Source organism: Chitinophaga sp. Hz27, assembly GCF_042263525.1.
Classification (GTDB): domain Bacteria; phylum Bacteroidota; class Bacteroidia; order Chitinophagales; family Chitinophagaceae; genus Chitinophaga.
Map to the genome: position 1 here is coordinate 604371 of NZ_JBHKFJ010000001.1, position 22668 is coordinate 627038.

Consider the following 22668-nt stretch of genomic DNA (forward strand, 5'->3'; position numbering starts at 1 on the left):
ATGGTAACTTGTTCTCTAGGCTGCTTGTGTTCTTTTATGCTTCCAGCGTCTGTGCGACCAGAGCCAGGTAGCAGGTTGTGCTATTATGTCTTCTTCCAGCTTTCGTGTATGCAATACGGTTATGGTTCCTTCATTCTCAGCCGTAGGATTTTCAATAAGCATTTTAGCTTCTACTCTGTAATAGCCTCTCTTTTCTTTTATCACCGATACGTAAACGACAGGTGAGTTCATTTTTTGTGCGATCTTTTCAGTGCCTTTCGATACAGGTGTGTCCTGGTGCAAAAATTGTACCCACTGTGCGGTGGATGGTTGTGGTGATTGGTCGGCGATAAATGCGGTAGCATTTACTTCGTGCCTGTTTTTGACCATTTCCCTGAAGGTATCCTGCATGGCAATGAGTTTAGTGCCGAAGCGGGTACGCATGCGATACATCAGGTTATTGAAATGTTTGTTGCCGAGCGGGTGGTAGATAACATACAATTGCTGTTGGCAGAGTATGCTGAAAGTGTTACCGGCCCATTCCCAGTTGCCTTTATGCCCCATTACCAATACTGCACTTTTATTTTCTGCCGATAATTTATTGAATAGCGCTACAGTTTCCGGCGTAAAGCGGCAACGCTTTAGCATGGTTTCTTTGCTGATCGTGAGTGTTTTGAATGTTTCCAGGAACATATCACAGAGATAATGGTAAAAGTCCTTACCAATTCTCTTTAATTCTTGTTCAGATTTTTCCGGGAAAGATGCACGCAGGTTAGCCATCACTACTTTTTTCCTGTAGGAAAGAACGTAGTAAAGCAAGACGTACATTACATCAGCAAGCAAATACAACAAACGGAAAGGCAATATTGCAATCCCATAAATTACAGGTTGTAGGCAGTAATAAATAACAGTTGACAAGTTGGTAAAAGTTTTAAAATCAGCTCCCCTAAAGGAACTGAAGCCATAAATATATAAGTACCTGTGCACAATTCCTAATCCTGGCGCATAACAAAAGTGTTATACAGCCTGCGATTCACACGGACAACAAATCAAGATCCAGGTGGAAACTGTTAATAGTAGCGGTTTTGGATATGATATGGTGCGTTCTCCTTATTATGACACGCGAGGAGCCGTTTACCCCTATGAAAAAGTTAAAAAGAAAAATTTTTATAAAAAGTTGGTTATGAAATATTTTTGATTACCTTTGCCGCCCCAACACAGAGAAAATGAAGGGAATGATTCCGTAGCTCAGTTGGTAGAGCAATACACTTTTAATGTATGGGCCCTGGGTTCGAGTCCCAGCGGGATCACTGAAAACTTGCAAACCTCGTCTCTATTTTATAGAGATGAGGTTTGTTTTTTTAGGTCAATTACTATTTTATTACCCCTCCTGTTTTATACAGCAACAAAAGTCTTCTTCAAAATTTATTCACTTGCTCATTATGTAGAGTACCAGCCTACTCGCCAATTTGTCTATTTTTAAATGGCTCTTTAACCAGATGATCATTTGTAATAAATTATATGGTTTGCTATCTTTGGAAGGCACGCAATAGAGGATCAACGTAATTTGATTTATATGCTTCTGTTTTCATAATCGGATCATGAGTGAATCCATCGTGCCTGAAAGAAAAGGCTTTACATAGAAATTCCCGTAGATCTTCCGCGTATTTTTCTCCTGTGGTCCTTGCCATCCCCGCAGTGAAAATTATAAGTGACAGCATCTTAAATTCATAATTTTACGATAAACCAATCAGCCATTAACAGGTATTCTACATATCCAGATACGAAATTACTCCTATTACTAAAGGATAATGATTCACAAGCTTTTGCTGAGATATATGCGCGTTACTGCCAGGACATTTTCAATTATGCAATTGTCCTTGTCAAAATACCTGAAATGGCGAAGGATCTGGTACAGGACGTATTTATTAAGATCTGGGAAGCCCGGGGAAAAATAGAAATTGAGAAGAGTTTTCGTAATTACCTGTTCCGCGTCTGTCATAACAGGGCTTATGATATTCAAAAAGAAATAGCTCAGAACCGTCATCTGCGCGAACAATTGATTAATTATTATGAACCGGTAATAGAGCCGGAAGCGCTGTCTCAAGAGGGTGATACACCTTACGGGCGTCTTATGCAGCAGGCGTTGAATTCTCTTACACCCCAACGTCGTCGTATATACGAAATGTGCAAGCATGATAATAAAAGTTATGAAGAAGTAGCCCGGGAATTAAACATCTCCCCCAACACCGTAAAGAACCATATGTCCAACACGCTTTCCTTTTTGCGTGATTATCTGAAAGAGCATAAGAAACTCACTCCCATCCTGATTTGGCTCTTGCAAAAAATATTTTAAAGAAATATTGAGATCCCATAGTCTTTTTTCATTTTTCCATAGTCTTATATCTGTATATGCACGAATCAAGCACTTATTATAAGGACTTGCTTTCCCGATTTATCAGGAATGAAACTGCGCCCGCTGAGGTGGCTGAGTTATTTGCGTTCATTGAAAATGAACCGGAAGAATACAAGGAATTATTAAATGAAGCGGAGATACTGGCGCTGACAGAAAAAGTGGCCCTTGATTCGGCCATCAAATTTTCTGATCAAGACGTCAACAGCGTCTGGGAACAGGTGTTGTTGCACACAGGAAGGCAACAATCCGGCGATAAAGCGCTGTCACATGGTGTCCATTTGCTTGGTCGGAAGTGGGTAAAGTACGCTGCAGCTATATTATTAATGGTTGGTATTGCTACTGGAATATATCTGTCACAACATCAGCGAAATAAGAACCTGGCCGCCAACAATGAGATTAAGCGTAAAGATATGCTGCCAGGAATGAATAATGCTGTTCTGGCATTGGATGACAGGAGTATTGATCTGGCCTCTAACAAGAAAGGCATAACTGTGAGCAGTGCGATTGCTTATACTGATGGAGAAAAGCTTCCAGTTTCAGGTAAAAAACTAAAGCTGACTACGCCTAACGGTGGGCAATACCAGTTAGTATTGCCAGATGGCTCCAAAGCCTGGCTGAATGCCGCTTCCAGTATCAGTTTCCCTTCAGCCTTTGAAGACGATAAAAGACTGGTGAAGATTACTGGTGAAGTTTACCTGGAAGTTAGTAAGGACCAATCCAGACCATTTTTGGTGGATGTGGATGGAAAATCCACAGTGGAGGTATTAGGAACCAGTTTCAATATTAATTCATACGCGAACGAAGGGGTAATCAAAGCAACCGTCATCGAAGGGAGTGTTCGTGTAGGCGTCAGCGATAGTTCGTTGTTGGATCGCCATGAATCTGCTATTGGAAGACAAGAAAAGACGGTGCTGAAACCTGGACAGCAAGCTATTATTACAACTATTTTGCCAGCTGATTACCAACCAAAAGATGGGAGAACAGATGGTTCCAATAAAATTGCGGTACTCTCCGATGTCGATCTTTCTCAAACCCTTGCCTGGAAAAATGGCTTGTTCAGCTTTAATAATGCGGATATCCGCACAGTGATGCGACAATTGGAAAGATGGTATGATATCAAGGTGAACTATGAAGGAAAGGATTCAGGTATTACTATAAGTGGTAAAATGTACAGAAATGTAAGCCTGTCAAGTATTCTGGAATTTTTGCGCGAGTCTGGCATACGATTCAGAATGGAGAATAATACATTGGTAGTTCTGTAATTACCAAAACGATTAATTGCATTTTCCATCTGCAAAATATTGCGGATGAGGACAGCTTTTATTTTAAACACAACATAATACTACCAAAACAAAAGGCCAATGATGCTACGAACATCACTGGCCTGGCGTCTGGTGCCATAAAAACAGTCCGGCTGGGACAATTTTTCGTCAACCAAACATTGCAAAAGTATGCAAAAAATTGCTTATTGTAGGTGGTTTGCCCGTGCAAGAAACCGCCATGTCACCAAAATCCTGTTAGTAATGAAACTAACGATCGTATTCTTAACTGTTGCTTTTCTAAATGTTTATGCTACTGGTAAATCACAGAGCATTTCTTTTTCCGGCGATAAGGCATCATTGAAATCAGTTTTCTCCTCTGTTGAAAAACAGACAGGTTTCGTCTTTTTATATAGTGGTCCTGTCTTGAAAGCCTCAAAACCAGTGACAATTTCTGCGTTGGCAATGCCTTTGAAAGCCTTCCTGAATGAGGTTTTTAAAGATCAACCTTTTCAGTACGCAATAGATGGACAAAGTATTCTGGTTTCTCCGAAACCCGTATCGAACCCACCTCCATTCAATGAGAAGTCAGAACTCCCCGGTGATACACTCCTAAATATTACAGGACGGGTTGTGGGCGCGAATGGCATTCCACTGCCAGGTGTATCCATCGTTGTTAAAGGTACTACTACAGGTACCAGTACAGATAAAGACGGACGTTTTGTGCTGAAAAGTAAATACCATAATGGTTTCCTGGTTTGTTCCATGGTAGGATTTGAATCCAGAGAAATAAAGATCACTCCCACGAATACATCGCTGAATATTGTGTTGCAGGATATGGAAACGAAGCTGGATGGCGTTGTGGTGACAGGGTATCAAAATATTAACCGGAAGTTGTTTACTGGCGCAGCCACCAAAGTAGATGCAAAAGATATTGCACGTGCCGGAGTTCCTGACGTATCGCGTATGCTGGAAGGACAGGTTGCCGGGGTATCTGTACAGAATGTTTCCGGCACATTTGGCGCTGCTCCCAAAATCCGGGTGCGGGGAGCCACCTCGATTTCCGGCGATAACAAACCACTCTGGGTAATTGATGGAATCATCCTGGAAGATATCGTGAATATTTCCAATGAGGCCTTATCTACCGGAGATCCTAACACCTTGATCGGATCATCTGTGGCAGGCTTGAATCCTGATGACATCGAATCTTTTAATATCCTCAAAGACGCAGCAGCTACAGCTATGTATGGTGCGCGTGCCATGAATGGGGTAATTGTTGTTACCACCAAAAAAGGAAGGCAAACTAACGGTGCTCCTCAAATAAATTATAGTTCTACACTATCCACCTATCTGAAGCCAAGGTATGAGCAATTCAATATGATGAATTCCGCAGAGCAGATGGCGGTTCTTCTGGAAATGGAGCGTAAAGGATCTTTCGGTCATAGTGCTTCCAAGAACTCCAAAGATGGAGGCATTTTTAATAAGATGTATGATCTGATGTATGACTATGACCCTGTTGCAGATTCATTTGCTTTAAGAAACGATCCGGCTTCCAAACAAAAATTTTTGAAACGATATGCTGATGCCAATACTGATTGGTTTGATGTATTATTCAAAAATTCCCTGTTACAGGAACACTCGCTGAGTTACTCATCAGGAAACGCTAAATCACAAACCTATGCATCTACCAGTTTCATGAATGATGGAGGACAAACAGTAGGGGATAGGGTGAAAAGGTATACAGCGAATTTGAGAACCAACTTTAAATTAAGCGACAGGTTTAGTGGTGAACTGTTGTTTAATGGTTCTATCAGGGACCAACGTACGCCAGGTACCCTCACGAGAGGGACTAATCCTAATACAGGCGGCTTTACCAGAGATTTTGATATCAACCCGTTCTCCTATGCAATGAATACAAGCCGGTTGATGACTCCCTATGATAAAGATGGTAATCTGGAATACTTCAGAAAGAATTTTGCTCCTTTCAATATCTTAAATGAGCTGAAGAATAATTACATCGACCTCGGATTGAATGAATTGAAAGTGCAGGCAGGATTCAAGTATAAGATTACCTCACACTTTACCTATTCTGCAGACGGATCTTATCGTTATGCTACTACCTTCAGAAAGCATTATGTAATGGAAAACTCAAATATGGTGGGTGCATACAAGGCTTTTAACAGTGATCCATACATCATGGAAAATAACCCCTTCCTGTTTAAAGATCCCAATGTCCCAGGTTCGCTGCCTGTCGTTGTTTTACCTGACGGAGGTTTCTATAATGTCAACACCGATAACCTGGTGAGTTATTACTTCCGGCATAACCTAGAGTATGATGCGCAGTTTAGAGGAAAACATAGGGTAAATGTTTTTGGATCTATGGAAGTGCGCTCTACTGACAGACAGTATGATAATTTTGACGGTATCGGTTACCAGTACAGCAATTCAGGGTTAGTGCATCCAGATTACAGATACTTCCAGGATGCGCAATATCAAAACCTGCCTTATTATGGTATGGGGTATTCTAAAGATCGATTTGCTGCAATGATGGCCCGTGGCGCTTATGCTTTTGCTGATAAGTATAGCTTCAATGTTACGACCAGATTCGACCGATCAAATATGCTTGGTAAAACCAAAGCCAAAGGGAAAAGCCTGGGATGGCTGCCAACATGGAACGTTTCCGCTGCATGGGATATCGACCAGGAGAAATTCTTTAATGCAGAAGGGAAGTTCCTCAGCGGTGCAAGAGTAAGAGGTACCTATGGCCTTGTTGCGAACTTGGGTAACGCCCGCAATAAGTCAGTGCTTTATAATAATGGTATTACATATCGACCCATAGAAACAGATAAAGAGCAATATGTCAATATTTCGGCACTTGAAAATGCAGACCTGACATGGGAGAAATTGTATGAAGCAAATGTCGGATCGGACCTGGCCTTCTTCAACAATAGAGTCAATGTTACATTGGACTTTTATAAACGAGATATTTTTGATTTGATCGGACCCGTTACCACCTCCGGAATTGGTGGTCAGGTGCAGAAAATCGCCAATTACGCAACTATGTCTGGTAAAGGCTTTGAATTTACCATCGCAGGAAATCCTGTTCAATCAAAAAATATCAGGTGGCGCAGTTCTTTCAATTTTGCTTATAACAAAAATAAGATTACCAAATTGGTGATTAACCCTACACTGGCAAATTTAGTAAGAGCAGAAGGAGGCCCATTAGAAGGTTATGCCCAAAGAGGATTGTTTTCTGTACAGTTTGATGGACTGAATCCCAATTATGGATATCCAACCTTCGTTTCCGAGTCTGGTGAAAGAAATGCCATGAAGGTAGATTTTCAGAGCACTAATGTGCAGTACCTGAAATATCATGGTCCGGTAGATCCAACACTGACAGGTGGTTTCTATAACCAGCTGGCTTATAAAAATTTATCCCTTTCCTTCCTGTTTACCTTCAGTATGGGCAACTACGTACGTCTTGCCCCTGTATTCACTTCGGTGCTGAGTGATGATATCGGGATGTCTAAAGAGTGGTTAAACCGATGGATGGTGCCAGGGGATGAAAAACGTACGAACATTCCGACTATTGTAGATCCATTGGTGGCCCAGGCTCACATGCCCAGCGACCCCAGTTATGCTTATAGTGCCTATAATTCTTCAGATCAACGGGTGGCCAAAGGTGATTTTATCCGCTTAAAAAATGTTACGCTGGGTTATAGCCTGCCAAAGGCTTATGCTGCCTGGTTAAAAATGAAAAATCTCGATTTAGCCCTGGTGGGTAACAACATATTGCTACTCTATGCCGATAAGAAACTGAATGGCGCGGACCCGGAATTTTTTGGCAGCGGAGGAGTAGCATTGCCGGTACCAAGACAATTTACCTTCTCTTTGAAAGCTGGTTTCTAATTAAAAGCATTGAATAAAATGAAGAAGAAAAATATATACAATATTATCAGTTTATCACTGCTTACATTATTGCTGGGAAGCTGTAAGAAGTATTTTGAAGTCAATCCGGATATGCGTACGGAATTAGACACTCCTGACAAAGTAGGGGAGTTATTAGTGACGGCCTACCCATCAGCTGATTACTTCCTGTTTGCAGAAATGGCTTCAGACAATAGCGTAGATAAAGGACCTGGTGATTTCTCACTTAATGATGTTGCCCGCGACAGCTATCTGTGGAAAGAAGTCGCACAAGTGTCTGATAGCTATTCTCCCAATACTTACTGGTTAGATATGTATAGAGCTATCGCAGCAGCCAATCATGCTATTGAAGCCGTTGATGATAATAATTTTGGCACAAAAGGGCAGCAATACAAAGGTGAGGCTTTGTTGGCAAGGGCTTATGCGCATCATATGCTGGTGTCATTGTTTTCGAAACCTTATCAGATCAATGGTGATAACTCATCTCCAGGGATACCGTATCTCACTGTTCCGGAAAATACAGCGTTCAAAAATTATGAAAGGGGAACGGTGGCTTCTGTGTATGAGCATATTGAAAAGGATTTACTGGAAGGTATGAACCTTATTAAAGGAATCACCTATAAGTCACCTAAATTCCATTTCAACGAGCGGGCGGCCAATGCTTTTGCTGCACGGTTTTACCTTTTCAAGGGAGAGTATGATAAAGTTATTAAATATGCAAGTGCTATTTTCCCTGAAAACAATTTTAAACAGAATATCAGGCCCATAGCCGGAGCGCTGAAGGCGGCTGGTAGTAATTCACCTTCTTTATTTGCAAGCAGTCAGCAGAATTTCAACCTGATGCTGGCAAATGTCTATTCCAATTTCAGTAACATCGCGGCGAGTTGTCGTTATGGTGCAGGATTGTCCACAGAGAAAATAATCAGTGGGAATACTGTTGCCGGAAAACAATTTTACCAATATTATACGCGCCTTGGCGGAAATCCGGATAAACTGCAATTAGGAAAATACCCCTCTTATTCCTATAGAGCAAACGCATATACCACTGACTGGACCTATTACACTATTCAATGCCTGTTTTCGGCGGATGAGGCGCTGATGAACAGGGCGGAAGCCTATATCAATACAGGTGATTATGCATCGGCACTACAAGATCTGAATGACTTTGCGGAAGTGAGGATTGATGGTTACGATGTGACATTGCATAAAATCACCGAGGAAAAAATCTTGAGTTTCTACAACACTACAGATATTAAATCAGGCCTGATGAATACTGTAATGGACTTTAAACAAAAGGCTTTTGCACATGAAGGGATTCGTTGGTTGGATATTAATCGTCTCGGAATAGAGATTTCACACCGGTTGTTAGATAGTAATTGGGATACAACATATGACGTGTTAAAGAAGAATGATTTACGCCGTGTTTTTCAAATACCTGCAAGTGCAGCGCTTTCAGGATTAACAAAGAATCCCAGATAGATCACATTTAAAATTTGGCTATGAAAATATTTTGTATCATACTTTCTTTCCTTTTAGTGCTGGGTGCTTCCGGCTGTAGGAAAAAAGAGAAGGTGGATTTCGAATTCAATAAGAATTTAGATTATACACCTACCGAACTTGATAATTGGTTAACTAAAAATTTTACAGATCCATATAACATAGAAGTTGTTTATCGTTTTGATCGATACAAAGGATCAATTGATGAAAACCTGGTGCCACCGCTGGAAAGCAAAGTAAAAGAACAGATGGGAATGGTGCTGAATGGATTTGTACAGCCCTATCAAATTGCAGGAGGCAACACCTTCGTGAAAAAAAATGTTCCCAAAGAATGGGTTTTATTTGGATCATTTTCTGTTCAGTCTGATGGATCACGCGTATTAGCTACTGCCAGTGGTGGTAGAAATATTACGCTCTACGAGGTGAACGCTGTCAATGTCAATGACCCGGAAGCGGTGCGTCCAAGGCTGAAGACCTTACACCATGAATTCACACATACCTTGTCGCAGATTCAACGATTGCCACTGGAGTTTGAAAATATTTCCAGGGCTGACTATACAGAATCCTGGCGTAATACTACGCTCTATCCGGATAAGGATAACGATTCGTTGGGATTTGTTTCCCGTTATGCAAGAGCCAATGTGATGGAGGATTTTGCAGAAACCGCAGGTTTTTTATTGGCATATGGACAGCTGTGGTTTGATAATAAAGCCGGTAAGATACCCAAATCAGGATATGACATATTGAAGAAAAAGGAAACGGCTGTTGTAAACTATTTCAGAGATCAATTTGATGTTGATTTCAGAAAATTACAAAGAGAAGTTGCTTTTGCGATGTATAATCAATTCAATGATAAAAGTTTTCAGGCTTTTGAATATTGGTTTTTCAACCAGGGATTATTTGATCCAAAACTAAGCTATAATACCGCCACCGTTTCTGCGGACGTAAAAACTGCCGTAGATAATTTTAAAGCAGCAGTATACGCATACAGCCCATCTGCTAAATATGTTGTGCAGGATTTGACGTATATATTTACGCCTACTAATGCTACCACCGGAACTTTGATAGTGAGTGTGCCTTTCAGGTCCGGTACGGCCCCAGTCATCTACGCGGATTATAACTTCACTTACACACAGGATCCGGTTAATCATACTATCAGCATTGTAAAAGCTACTCAGGGAACTGGCGTAAACTATACTAATGCCAATTATTTCATGGCATCTTTCATGGCCAATATCTCCAGTTATCTGACAGGTTCAAATTTCAAGGTAGACTGGTCGGTGAATAAACCGGATATCTCCCGCCGCGATGAAACTTTTTTCAACACAGGTGGCTTTTATAAGGCCGGCGACAGGAGTAGTTATCTCAACTTTCAGTTGGTGAAATTGAGAAAGTAGGATGAATAACGATTAATCAAATTAATACATGAGATTATGAAGAATTTATATAAACTCATTTTTGTCATCTCTGTTTTGGTTACAGGTTGTAGCCGCTCAGATGTAGATCTTGTTTTTGATAAAACGCCTGATGAGCGTATGAGCGCGCAGCAACAACAATACCTGCAGATGCTCACGCAAGCACAGTATGGTTGGAAAGTTACCAATACCACTGGCTTGAAAGGTAATTTCGGATTTTATATGTCATTCGATTTTGGAGGAAATAAGGACCGGGTTGGCATGGTGTCAGATGTTAATGATACCAGTAGCGCTGTGGTGCAGGTATCTGCATACAGGGTTAAATTGGTAAACGCACCGATCCTTTCCTTTGAGACGTATAATTACATTCATTTGTTAAGTGATCCAAATCCTGCTGTGAGTGGAGGTGTTGTAGGGCAAGGATTTAAAGGAGACAATGAATTTGAGTTTGTTCGGACCACCCCTGATTCGATGTTCCTGGTAGGTCGCAAATTTAGGACCAGCATGATTTTGGTAAAAGCAAACAAACAGGAACAGGATGCTTATTTAAGCGGAGGTTATCGGGCAAATATTAATACGGTAAAGAATGTTTTTGCAACTAACAAGGTTTCACTTTTCGACTATGGCGGCGTTACTTATCAGATTATACCTAATACTGGTGCCAGAAGTGTGGGAATAATGAGTGTGGTAAATAATGAAATCAAACTTTCCTCAGGGAATTTTTCTTTTTCTATCAATGGTCTTGAATTATCCAATGGCTTGCAGATTGGGAATACATCCGTTACACGGATATTGCTGGAAGGCAATAAGCTTTTTATACAAACAATGAGTGGCGAAAAGATAGAAGTTCGTAGTTCGGAGGTAGCGTTGCTTCCATTGAATCAAATGATAGGTCGCAGCTATATGGGATTGAATCTTCCATTTTTAGCTAACCTGCCGGGCACAAATCCTGCGGGAACCACTATCCTGAAGCAATTGAGCCTACTTGTACTGGCTTATCCGAACTCTTACGACAAGAGCGAGATCAATCTGGTATGGGATGTTGCTAATAAGAAGATTATAATGGAAGGGTTGTTATTCAAAGGAAATGCTATATATGCCACCAGGTTCCGTTATGACTATGACTTTAACCCAACAACAGGATTATATAAACTTAGTAACAAGATTGTATTGGCTCCAGGTTATGCCACCTATAACGTAAGTTTATTGGATACATTCTTACAGAACAATGAATTTTCTTTAGATTATTATTTTGATAGCGGCAATATGTATGGAAAAATTACCAGTAAAAATGGAGCTACTATCATGACCTTCCAATTATATTAAATTTTTAAATGCCTGTTTAGGCAATGAAGGTGTAAAATATATAAGCAGGGGAAACCTTTTACTGTAAAAGGTTTCCCCTGTTGTTGAATGACTGGATATGTTGCAGGTATAGTACCAGGTCGACTATGGCAATGAAATCGTAATTATTTGGACGACAAATTATTTTTACTAAATTTAGCCCCATCCAAAGTCAACTAGCAGCATTGTCCACCAACTATATCCATAATGAGAAAGTGCTTGTCGAGCAAATAGCAGCTGGCAATGAGCAGGCATTTGGCGAGTTTTTCACCTATTATTACCCCCAGTTATTTTCGTTAGTACACCGGTTTTCCTTGAATGATGAAGATGTGCGTGAAGCGCTACAGGAAACATTTCTACAGATTTGGTTGCAGCGTGAGCTATTACTGGATGTGCAGAACATGCGGGGATGGCTCCTTCGGATTGCGACGCGGCAATGTAGGGCAGTATTACGTAAGAACCTGGTGATAAAACGCTGTGAGAATACAATATATCAGGATGGTCTGTCGGATGGACAGCCGCTGACAAAGACTGATCCTACTACTGTGGCTGAATTAGCCGGGTTGGTACGGTATGCCGTATTGAGAATGCCCGAACAACGCAGGCGCATTTACCAGTTGAGCCGGGAAGAAGGAATGAAGCCTTCAGAAATTGCAGCACATCTATCTCTCTCTGTAAATACAGTAAAAAACACGCTGGTAACCGCTTTGAAGCAGATCCGGGAACATTTGGCGCAGGCAGGTTATCCCTTGCCCTGGGTGTTGCTTTGCTGGATAATTTTTAAATAAATTGATGATTTATAAGCGTAATGATCCTCTGGCCAGAAATTTTTTTTGGCGATGATTAGTACGTTTGTTTTTTCCACGCCACTTTAATTACTGAACACCGAATTATGGACGCATCCCGTTTTAGTTATTTACTGGAACAATATAAGTCAGGCCAACTCTCTGCTGCTGAGCAGGAAGAATTACTTGCTTTTGCAGGAGATGGCAGTGAACATGATTGGCAGGAACTTTTGAATCCATTGATGAATGAGGATGCCGGAATAGCGGAAAAGTTAGATCAGGAGCTCATCTCCAGTGAGTTAGCGCTGGTGTTGCAGGCGGGGCGCCAAAAGTCGGGGATATTGCATCAGATGCCGCCTAATGTGGCTGAATCCAATTATATACGTCGTTGGGTATGGGCAGCAGCAGTACTTGCAGGTTTGCTGGTGATGACCGGTTATTATTTTTTTAATCACAAGCAGGGAAATGCCCGTAATGCAATTGCAATGATTCCTGATATTCAGTCAGGTTACAGTAAGGCGGTGCTTACCCTGGCTGATGGATCACAGGTGGCACTTGATAGTACCGGAAATCAGATTATTCAACAGGGAGCAGCAGCTTTGCATCAGCAGAATGGCAGTCTGCAATATGAAATAAAAGGAGCAGCTACAGAAGTCAGTTATAATCAGTTGAGTACTCCAAACCAGGGACAGTTTCGTCTCGTATTGGCAGACGGCACAAAAGTTTGGCTGAATGCCGCCAGTTCTATCCGTTATCCGACAGCCTTTACCGGCAAGGAAAGAAGTGTAGAAGTCACTGGTGAAGCCTATTTTGAGGTGGCGTCAAATGCACATCAGCCATTTACAGTAAGCGTGAATAACACCGCCATACGTGTACTGGGAACCTCTTTTAACGTTAATGCATACCCGGAAGAGAAAGCTATAAAAGCTACATTGATATCGGGAGCGATAAAAATAGAAACAAAAAGAGAAAGCTGTTTATTAACACCAGGAAAGACAGCGGCAATAACGTCAAATGGAAATACGTCTGTATCAACAGCAAACATAAATGCAGTGATGGCTTGGAAAAATGGTCTTTTCTGGTTTGAGAATGCGGATATAAAAACAGTAATGCGCCAACTGTCACGTTGGTATAATATAGAAGTAGAGTTCAGAGGAGAGATGCCTAAGGCCACTTTTACCGGGGAAATAGAAAGATCACTAACACTCTTGCAGGTATTGCAGGGATTAGGGTCGAATGAGCTGCACTATACATTTGAGAATGGAAATAAGCTGATCATACAACCATAATAAAAATGCCATAATAATAGCCAAAATCAAACAGTAAGGGGAATCCTGAAAATATTTTATGTGGACAAAATGAAAAAACCGGGTGCCAGTGATTGGCGTCCTGCCCCCGGCTTGTCATAAAGTTTACCATGAAGCAGTATTTACCTCTACTCATTTACTAAACTCAAGAAACGCAAAAGTATGCAAATTAAGGGTTACAATGTCCCTATCCTCGCGCAACTGCGGCAAAAAGAGCGTATGAGAATCAAAAACCAACCAACTATTAAAGTCCGTAACATGCTGGTGCTGGGATTATTACTGCACCTGTGTGTAGCCGTGCAGGCACAGCATGTCAACTATTCGGGAAAGGCATTGCCTGCGAAATTGTTTGCTGACATTTCAATGCAGACGGGCTACAAGTTCTTTTATTCCAATGAAGCATTGGCCGGGATAGATCCTGTTGCCGTACAGTTAAAGGACATGCCATTGGAGAAGGCGCTGAGTATTATACTGGAGAAATTGCCGTTGGAATACGTCATCCAGGGCAAGACAGTATTCATCAGAAAAAAAGCAGTGAAGAACAGTTCACCTACGCAAGAGCAAGTACAGCAGGAATTGCCTCGTGTTATTGGTATTGTAACTGATGAACAGGGAAACCCATTGCCTGGTATTACAGTTATGACAAAGCGCGACAAACGCGTTATGCCTACAAATGAAAAGGGCTTTTTCGTATTACCTGCGGAGAAAAGCGATAGCCTGATATTCCGAAGTATCAGTTATGAAACACGTACGGTTGCTGTAAAATTGGGAGAACAGATGAGCGTGACGCTGAAACAACAGTTGTCGCAATTATCGGCTGTAACCGTCGTATACAATACCGGTTACCAGCAGCTGAGCAAGGAAAGGGCTACGGGTTCTTTTGCTAAACCGGATATGGAGGTTTTCAAGAACCGGGTAGGCAGCAGGGACGTAACGGATATTATTGGCCGATTGGATGGACAGGTGGCTGGTATGACCGTGAATAACAGTCTCCTTAGTGTAAAGTCCAAAGGTAATTCAAATGGTATTACATCAAGGAAAAGCCTGATCCGGGGAAATGGCAGCGTAATGCTGGATGTGGAGCCTTTATACGTAATAAATGGTATTGTTTCCACTGATTTCAGTGCCGTGAACCAGGATGATATAGAAGATATCACGGTGCTTAAAGATGCGGCGGCAGCGGCCATCTACGGTGCCCGTGCTGCTAATGGCGTAGTGGTTATCACTACCCGCCAAGGTAAAAAGAACCAGCGCATGAACATTGATTACAATGGTTCTGTAACTGTTCAAAGCAAGCCGGAATGGGCCCATGATCCTATGCTTAACAGCAAACAATATATTCAGGCAGCCCGGGAAGTATTTGATCCGGTGCGCTATCCATGGGCCAGTGTCGCCAATGGTTATGTAGCCCCCCATGATATGATCCTTTACAACCAGTATCGGGGACTGATTTCCGCAGAACAAGCTAACAAAAGTCTGGATAGCCTTGCCAACATCGATGGTAGATCTCAGATGATCAGTCTTACCACCCAGCCTGCTGTCACTACCAGTCATACCATATCTGCCTCCGGTGGTACCAATATTTATTCCTATTACCTTTCCCTGGGTTATGTAAATGCACAGGGCATCAATAGAGGCCAGGAGAGCAACAGCTACAGGCTGAATCTCACTCAGAATTTCAATGCCGGCCAACGTGTTACCATTACATTGAACACAGCACTGAATAATACCGTCACTACCAGCAAGGGCATATTGAGCATCACTAATGATGTCCTGCCGTATCAGCAGTTTCAGGACGCAAATGGTAAAAACATCAACATGCCTTATATGACAGGTTATGGAGATTCCATTCGGCAGGATTACCAGGCACGCAGCCGTATAAACCTGGACTATTACCCACTGGAAGACCTCAACAACCAACAGAATAAACAGACCAATCTGAGTGCAAGTGTAAATGCCAGAGTGGGCGTGAAACTCTGGAAAGGACTTCGTTTTGAGGGTGTTTACGGCTATCAGAAAACCCCTGGTACCTATGATACTTATTCCGACGGCAAAACCCTCAACGTACGAAAAATGCAGTTGAGCCTTACCGTAGCACCTACAGCAGCTTCCACACCTATTTATTATTTCCCGATAACAGGTGGCACTTATAACACCAGCACCAACGACCAACATAACTGGATGGTGCGTAACCAGCTGGTGTATGAGGCCAAACCACGCCAGGGAAAAGATGCACTTACCCTGCAGGCAGGACAGGAAGCGCAGGAACAATATGCGCAAAACTCCAGTGTTAACATATATGGATATAACCGGGACTTAGGTTCCTATCCGGTGCTGGACTATCTTACCATGTCCAAAGGAATACCTGGCACTATAACTGGTACTGGCTATCTGGGCGGCAGTTTCTACCAGGTTTCCAGAACTGTCACCCGTTTCAATTCCTACTTTGCTTTGGCAAGCTACTCCTTTAACCAGAAGTACAGTGCTGATATGAGTTGGAGACAAGACCAGAGTAGCCTTTTCGGTAGTGATGTGTCTTCCCAGAACAAACCAGTATGGAGTCTGGGTGGCAAATGGAGATTAGATAAGGAGTCCTTCATGTCAGGGATCAAATGGATTGACGCGCTTGCACTGAGAAGTACATACGGAATTCTGGGAAATTCCCCTTACGTAGGTGCGGCAACGTTGTATGATGTACTGAGCGCTAATCCTCAAACGTTCAGCGGTAGTATAGCCGGAGACGCTATGAGCATCAGAACCGCGGCTAATAAAAGACTTTCCTGGGAAAGTGTGAAAGTTATCAACGTGGGAATCGACTTTGCGTTGTTCAACAATCGCATCAATGGTAGTATTGAAGGATATAGTAAGACTACAGTTGACCTACTCAGTTATATCCCTGCAAATCCATTTACCGGATTCTCACAAATCGCTGGTAATCTCGGAAAGGCAAACAACAAAGGGATAGAGATCACGGTGACTTCACAGAATATCAGCACTGATAATTTTAGGTGGACTACCCGTTGGGTATTCGGATATAACCAGAATAAACTGCTGTCTTGGGGCGTAAATTCACCGATATACAACACAACCAGTTCTAAAATTGGATCTGCGAAGGTGGCTGGTTATCCGCTCGGTGCGGTGTTCGCCTACAATTATGCTGGTCTCGACAGCTTGGGTGATCCTCAAATAAAACTGGCCAATAATAAGATAACCAAAAATCCCAATATCGCAACAGGCGACGACCTGGTATATAAAGGTGTTTCACAACCTAAATTCAGTGGAGGACTTACCAATACTTTCAGTTATAAAGGAATCTCCCTGTCTGCAAATCTCATCTACAACCTTGGCCATGTGATGCGTAGGGTAGTAAACTATACAAGCTCCGGTCGTCTTGCCAACCGTGCATACTTCGGTGGTAATCTCAGAACAGATTTTCTTGACCGCTGGAAAAAACCAGGTGATGAAGCATTTACCAACGTGCCTTCCTATGTTTCTAATCCGTCAATTGATTATACCCGCAGAAACATGGACTACTTTAACTATGCAGATATAAATGTAGTAAATGCTTCCTATATAAAACTCCGGGATATTACGCTGTCTTACGACCTGCAGCCGTCTTTATTAAAAGCTTTAAGAGTACAACGTGCCAGTGTATTTGCACAGGCCAGCAACTTTATGGTTTGGAAAGCGAATCATTACGGCATTGATCCGGAATTCAATTCAGACCCGCTTAATGGAAGTTACTTTTATCCGGTGTCTAAACATAGTTATAGCCTGGGGTTAAGAGTAACACTTTAATCTGATTTTAAACAACACAGCATTATGAAGAAATTACTATATCTCCTGATCTGCATCACAACTCCGGTAGCTTTCACCTCTTGTAAAAAAAGTTTTCTGGAAGTAGTGCCGTTGGGTAATCAGGTGGCATCTACTACATCCGATTATGATAAACTGATGAACAGTCCTGGTTTCTATGATTCGCGTTTTGCAGGAGGATGGCAGGAAGTTGCATTAATGGAAGATGATCTGGCCGCAGAAGATGGGCTGTTCAGTACTGTTTCCCAACACATGGTCAGGCTTTTCCAGTGGCAGGATGTGATCTATTTCCCGAATGATCCATATCAGCGCCAACCATTGTTGCTGGGTAGTATTGTTACTAATATGTATTCGTTGAACAAGATTATTAATGAGGTGATGAATTCCAGTGAAGGAACAGATGCACAAAAAAGAAGCATCCGTGCCGAAGCCCGTGCAACCCGTGCCTGGGGTAATTTCCAGCTCATTAATCTTTATGCAAAACCATATCAGGCTGCTACCGCAGGTACAGATCTGGGCTTTCCAATTATTACTCAGGCGGATATCACAGCTACCGTGTTTAAAAGAGGTACTGTGCAGGAGATGTATGATTTTATCATTAAAGATCTTACAGAAGCCCTGCCCGACCTGCCGGTAGTACCAGTTATTCGTACCCGTATGTCTAAAGCGGCAGTAGAAGGAATGTTAGGAAAGATATACCTTTTTATGGGGCGTTATAATGATGCGTTACCATTACTGAATGCAGCCTTCAATGACTTGGGAACCGGTGGTGCACAATTGTATGATTATAACCAGACCATGGCGCCGGGTGGCGCGTTCCTGCCTATCAGCAACAATTACGGTCCAACCAAAGGACCTGGCAATAGTTATATCGACATGACAGAATCTATACTATTCAAGGTCTTTTATAATGCTGGATTTAACGGGAATTTTTATGGAAACAACGGATTGGTACTGACACCTCAAACAGCAGCCCTGTATGGAGCTTCAGATCTACGCTTGCTCCTCTATACCAACAAGAATCCTGATGGTTCCCTCAATGCTGGTGGACGCCTGAGAAAATATGGTGTGATGTACAGCAGATATGGGCTGGAATTATCAGAATTATACTTGTTACGTGCCGAATGTAAAGCGCGACTCAATGACCTGTCAGGGGCAGTTGAAGATGTGCAAACACTGCGTGCCCATCGTATGCCTGTAGTAGATGCAACAGTTCCTGCCACAGTAGCAGGGGATCAGGTAGCATTGATCAAATTCATCATTGAAGAACGTATCCGTGAATTTGCAATGGAAGGTTATCGCTGGTTTGATATGCGCCGCCTTTCTGTGGACCCCCTTTTTACAGGAATAACGTTTACGCATACACTGTATAATAAGGACGGCAGTACTGTTTCATATACACTGCGCCAGCCAGACCGCCTGGTGCTGCAGCTCCCGTACAATTTCATGCAATACAACGCAGGCATGCCAAACAATCCATAAATAATAGCAACAATAGAAGAAAGCAAAATGAACAGCATCGTAAAAATTGAGCATCTCTCTCATAAATATTCCGCGTCCTGGGCGATCCGTGATATCAACATGGAGTTCAACAATACAGGAATAGTTGGACTATTAGGTTCAAACGGCGCGGGAAAATCCACCACCATGAATATCCTCTGTGGTACGCTTAACCAAACCGAAGGACAGGTGTACATCAATGGATTCAATATGAGAGAACAGCCGCAAATGGCCAAAAGAGAAGTAGGCTTTCTGCCGCAGCAGGCGCCGCTTCACCTGGAGTTGACGGTAGACGAGTATTTGACCTATTGTGCCGGCTTGCGGCAAATGCCAAAGGATAAGGTGCAAAAAGCATTGGAGGAAGTAAAGGAGCGTTGCAGTATAACTCATTTCAGTAACCGCCTGCTGCGTAACCTCTCCGGAGGTTACCGGCAGCGCGTGGGCATCGCTCAGGCTATTATTCATCGTCCCCATTTGGTAGTGTTGGACGAGCCTACCAATGGCCTGGATCCTAACCAGATCCTGGAAGTAAGAGCACTGATCAAAGATATCGCGAAAGATTGCCTCGTGATCTTTTCATCACATATTCTCACAGAGGTACAAATGCTCTGTAAAGACATCAGGATGATTGAGGGTGGCAAGATTGTTTTTGCTGATACCATGGACGCTTTTAATAATTACGTAGAACCACGCAGTGTGGTTATACACCTGGAAAACGCCCCGGCTGAGGCAGCACTGCTGCAGGTAGCTGGTGTGACCAAGGTGGATTTCCTCACAGAAAAGCTGCTACGCGTACATTTCGACTGCGACCAGGAAATAGCCGAAAGGCTTACTGCCGCCGCTGTGCATAATGGTTGGCGCCTGCGTGAGATCTCCTTCGATAAAACCGCACTGGATACCATCTTCAAACAATTGTCCATCAAATCCTCTCAATCTTAATTCTCCGATCAGTCATAAATGAAAACGATTATAAAAATTGCAAAGACCGAACTACGCACACTTTTCTATTCGCCGATAGTTTGGTTCCTGATGATTGCGTTCCTCGTACAGAGTGCCCTGGCATACATGGGCCTGCTGGAGCGCTACCTCAATTATCAGGAAGCTGGTGGCTTATCTGCAAGTTACATCGCGGATCTCACCAATAGAATATTTCTCAGCCAGGATGGCTTTTTCAATTCAGTGATGGACAAGCTGTATCTCTACATTCCATTGCTGACAATGGGGCTTATCAGCCGGGAAACCAGCAGTGGTACCATGCGCTTGCTTTATTCCTCACCTGTAAAGGTATGGCAGATTGTTCTCGGGAAGTATGCGGCCACCATGGTATATAGCCTGATAATGGTAAGTATTGCCGCCATATTTATGGTGGCTGGCGCCTACAATATCCAGTCAGTAGATGTAGGTCTCCTGCTTTCTGCAACCCTGGGCTTTTATCTGTTGCTGTGTACTTATGCCGCCATCGGCCTTTTCATGTCCTGCCTCTCTATTTATCAGGTAGTAGCCGCCATCAGTACTTTTGTAATGATTGCCGCATTGAGTTATGTTGGTACTCTTTGGCAGAATATTAATTTCGTAAGGGACCTTACCTACTTCCTTGCGCTGTCAGGACGTGCCCACACTTTGCTGGGAGGGCTGATCTCTACGAGCACCATTCTTTACTTTGTATTGGTTACGGCCATGTTCCTGGCTTTTACTTACCTCAAACTGAAAGGTGGTATGGAGTCCAAGCCGCCTATCGTGAAAGGTGCACGATATGTGATAGTGTTCGTACTAGTGCTGGTGATAGGATATATCAGTTCACGGCCCCGTTTTATCGGTTATTATGATGCCACTGCTCGTAAAACCAATACCCTAAGGCCAAGGTTGCAGGAAATTACGAAGGCATTTAATGATGGTCCTCTTGATATAACTGTTTATAACAATCTGTTAAACAGGAATTGTTATATAGGCCTGCCTCAAGCCCGGAACGGATTTATGGGGAAATGGGGAACCTATTTAAGGTTCAAGACAGACATCAATTTCAACTTTGTAAACTATTATGACAGCACCTATGATGATAGCCGGGACGACCTTAAATACTACAAAGGAAAAACGCTGAAGGAAATAGCGCAACAAAAAGCCAAGGCGCAAAATGTGGATTTTGAAATTTTTAAATCACCGGATGAGATCCGGAAAATGATAGACCTGAAGCCAGAGCTCAGTCGCTTTGTTATGCAACTGCGCTATAAGAACAAAACCACCTTCCTTCGTGTCTTTAATGATATGGAATTTTTTCCGGGTGAATCGGAGATAGCTGCTGCTTTTAAACGTCTGCAGCAGTCCAAGTTTCCCAAGATCGCTTTCCTGACAGGAGAACTGGAACGCAGCATTCATAATGCAGCAGACAGAGAATACAAGAAGCTGAGCAATGAGCCCACTTTTAGACATGCCCTGATAAACCAAGGGTTTGATGTGGATACCGTGAATGCGCAAACATCCGATATCCCGACAGATATTACTGCCCTGGTGGTGGCTGATCCTAAGGCAGCCTTCCCTGATACTGTCTTGGCAAAACTCAGAAAGTACATTGAGAACGGTGGCAACATACTGATAGCCGGTGAGCCTGGAAAGCAAGCAGTGCTCAATCCCTTGCTGCAAACCCTGGGGGTACAACTGATGGATGGTATCCTAGTACAACCTGGTAAAGACAAGGCCCCTGACCTGGCACTAACTTATCTCACCAGCACATCTGCGGCATTTACGCAAGAAGTAGACAAAGCCCATAAAGACAGTTTGCCTGTATCCATGCCTGGTGCTACTGGCCTTACATGGGATAGCAACAGTGGCTTTACCGTAAAACCGCTGCTAATCTCTGATGATACCCAGAGCTGGATTAAGAAGGACAAGCTGGTGACAGATTCTGGTCAGATCGTTTTTTCTGCCGCCAACGGCGATGATAGAAAAGCGGTCCCACTGGCGCTGAGTCTTAGCCGAAAAGTCCATGGTAAAGAACAACGCATCATTGTAACAGGTGATGCAGACTTCATCTCCAACATCGAAGTGATGGCTATACATGGAAATAAGTTTATGGCCAACTTCTATTTTAGTAAATCACTATTCAGTTGGTTAAGCTATGGTGAGTTTCCTATCTATACCATTCTTCCAGAAGGTAAAGACAAAAAAATCAACATAACACCTAAAGGTCTGGAAGTAGAGAAGATCTTTTTGCTGTGGGTATTGCCAGGATTGTTGCTGGCCCTCGGAGCTGCTATATTGATAATACGCAAAAGAAGGTAAGAATAATGGTACTTTTTACCGGTGGATGCTGTGGCGGGGGCAGATGATATGGTGAGATCCCTGTATAGTTATAGACGGAAGAAGGCGGCCTTATGGTCGCCTTTTTTCGTCTATAACCTTTACCATAGCGCCAAAGCTAATATCTTA

At 42.7% G+C, this 22668-nt stretch carries 13 protein-coding genes and 1 tRNA gene; 13 read left to right on the plus strand and 1 reads right to left on the minus strand.

Features of this window, described 5'->3' with window-relative positions; translation table 11 throughout:
• Nucleotides 1-15: 15 nt before the first annotated feature.
• A complete protein-coding gene (locus ACE38W_RS02585; protein ID WP_375828667.1) occupies nt 16-897 on the minus strand; it encodes a lysophospholipid acyltransferase family protein in 882 nt (293 codons plus the stop codon).
• A gap of 319 nt (nt 898-1216) precedes the next feature.
• Here ACE38W_RS02585 and ACE38W_RS02590 point away from each other — a divergent pair.
• From ACE38W_RS02590 to ACE38W_RS02650, 13 genes are all read left to right on the plus strand, one after another.
• A tRNA-Lys gene (locus tag ACE38W_RS02590) sits at nt 1217-1289 on the plus strand.
• A gap of 446 nt (nt 1290-1735) precedes the next feature.
• Nucleotides 1736-2335: an RNA polymerase sigma factor gene (locus tag ACE38W_RS02595; protein WP_375828906.1), complete on the plus strand. Its 600-nt coding sequence runs from the start codon at nt 1736-1738 to the stop codon at nt 2333-2335.
• Between the two features lie 56 nt (nt 2336-2391).
• Nucleotides 2392-3657 (plus strand): FecR family protein, encoded by a 1266-nt coding sequence (locus ACE38W_RS02600; RefSeq protein ID WP_375828668.1) that lies wholly within the window; start codon nt 2392-2394, stop codon nt 3655-3657.
• A 189-nt stretch (nt 3658-3846) separates the two neighbouring features.
• Complete coding sequence (locus tag ACE38W_RS02605; protein ID WP_375828669.1) at nt 3847-7563, plus strand: SusC/RagA family TonB-linked outer membrane protein; 3717 nt, start codon at nt 3847-3849, stop codon at nt 7561-7563.
• A gap of 18 nt (nt 7564-7581) precedes the next feature.
• Complete coding sequence (locus tag ACE38W_RS02610) at nt 7582-9060, plus strand: RagB/SusD family nutrient uptake outer membrane protein (protein ID WP_375828670.1); 1479 nt, start codon at nt 7582-7584, stop codon at nt 9058-9060.
• Between the two features lie 20 nt (nt 9061-9080).
• Nucleotides 9081-10475, plus strand: a complete 1395-nt coding sequence (locus tag ACE38W_RS02615) for a substrate import-associated zinc metallohydrolase lipoprotein (RefSeq protein ID WP_375828671.1) — start codon at nt 9081-9083, stop codon at nt 10473-10475.
• Nucleotides 10476-10511: 36 nt separating this feature from the next.
• Nucleotides 10512-11819, plus strand: coding sequence for a DUF4302 domain-containing protein (locus tag ACE38W_RS02620; protein ID WP_375828672.1), 1308 nt, complete (start codon nt 10512-10514; stop codon nt 11817-11819).
• Between the two features lie 203 nt (nt 11820-12022).
• Nucleotides 12023-12625, plus strand: coding sequence for an RNA polymerase sigma factor (locus ACE38W_RS02625; RefSeq protein WP_375828673.1), 603 nt, complete (start codon nt 12023-12025; stop codon nt 12623-12625).
• Nucleotides 12626-12729: 104 nt separating this feature from the next.
• Nucleotides 12730-13911: a FecR family protein gene (locus ACE38W_RS02630; protein WP_375828674.1), complete on the plus strand. Its 1182-nt coding sequence runs from the start codon at nt 12730-12732 to the stop codon at nt 13909-13911.
• Between the two features lie 237 nt (nt 13912-14148).
• Nucleotides 14149-17727, plus strand: coding sequence for a SusC/RagA family TonB-linked outer membrane protein (locus tag ACE38W_RS02635; protein ID WP_375828675.1), 3579 nt, complete (start codon nt 14149-14151; stop codon nt 17725-17727).
• Between the two features lie 24 nt (nt 17728-17751).
• Complete coding sequence (locus ACE38W_RS02640; RefSeq protein ID WP_375828676.1) at nt 17752-19227, plus strand: RagB/SusD family nutrient uptake outer membrane protein; 1476 nt, start codon at nt 17752-17754, stop codon at nt 19225-19227.
• Nucleotides 19228-19254: 27 nt separating this feature from the next.
• Complete coding sequence (locus ACE38W_RS02645) at nt 19255-20184, plus strand: ABC transporter ATP-binding protein (RefSeq protein WP_375828677.1); 930 nt, start codon at nt 19255-19257, stop codon at nt 20182-20184.
• 18 nt (nt 20185-20202) lie between these two features.
• A complete protein-coding gene (locus ACE38W_RS02650; protein ID WP_375828678.1) occupies nt 20203-22521 on the plus strand; it encodes a Gldg family protein in 2319 nt (772 codons plus the stop codon).
• The last annotated feature ends 147 nt before the right edge of the window (nt 22522-22668 follow it).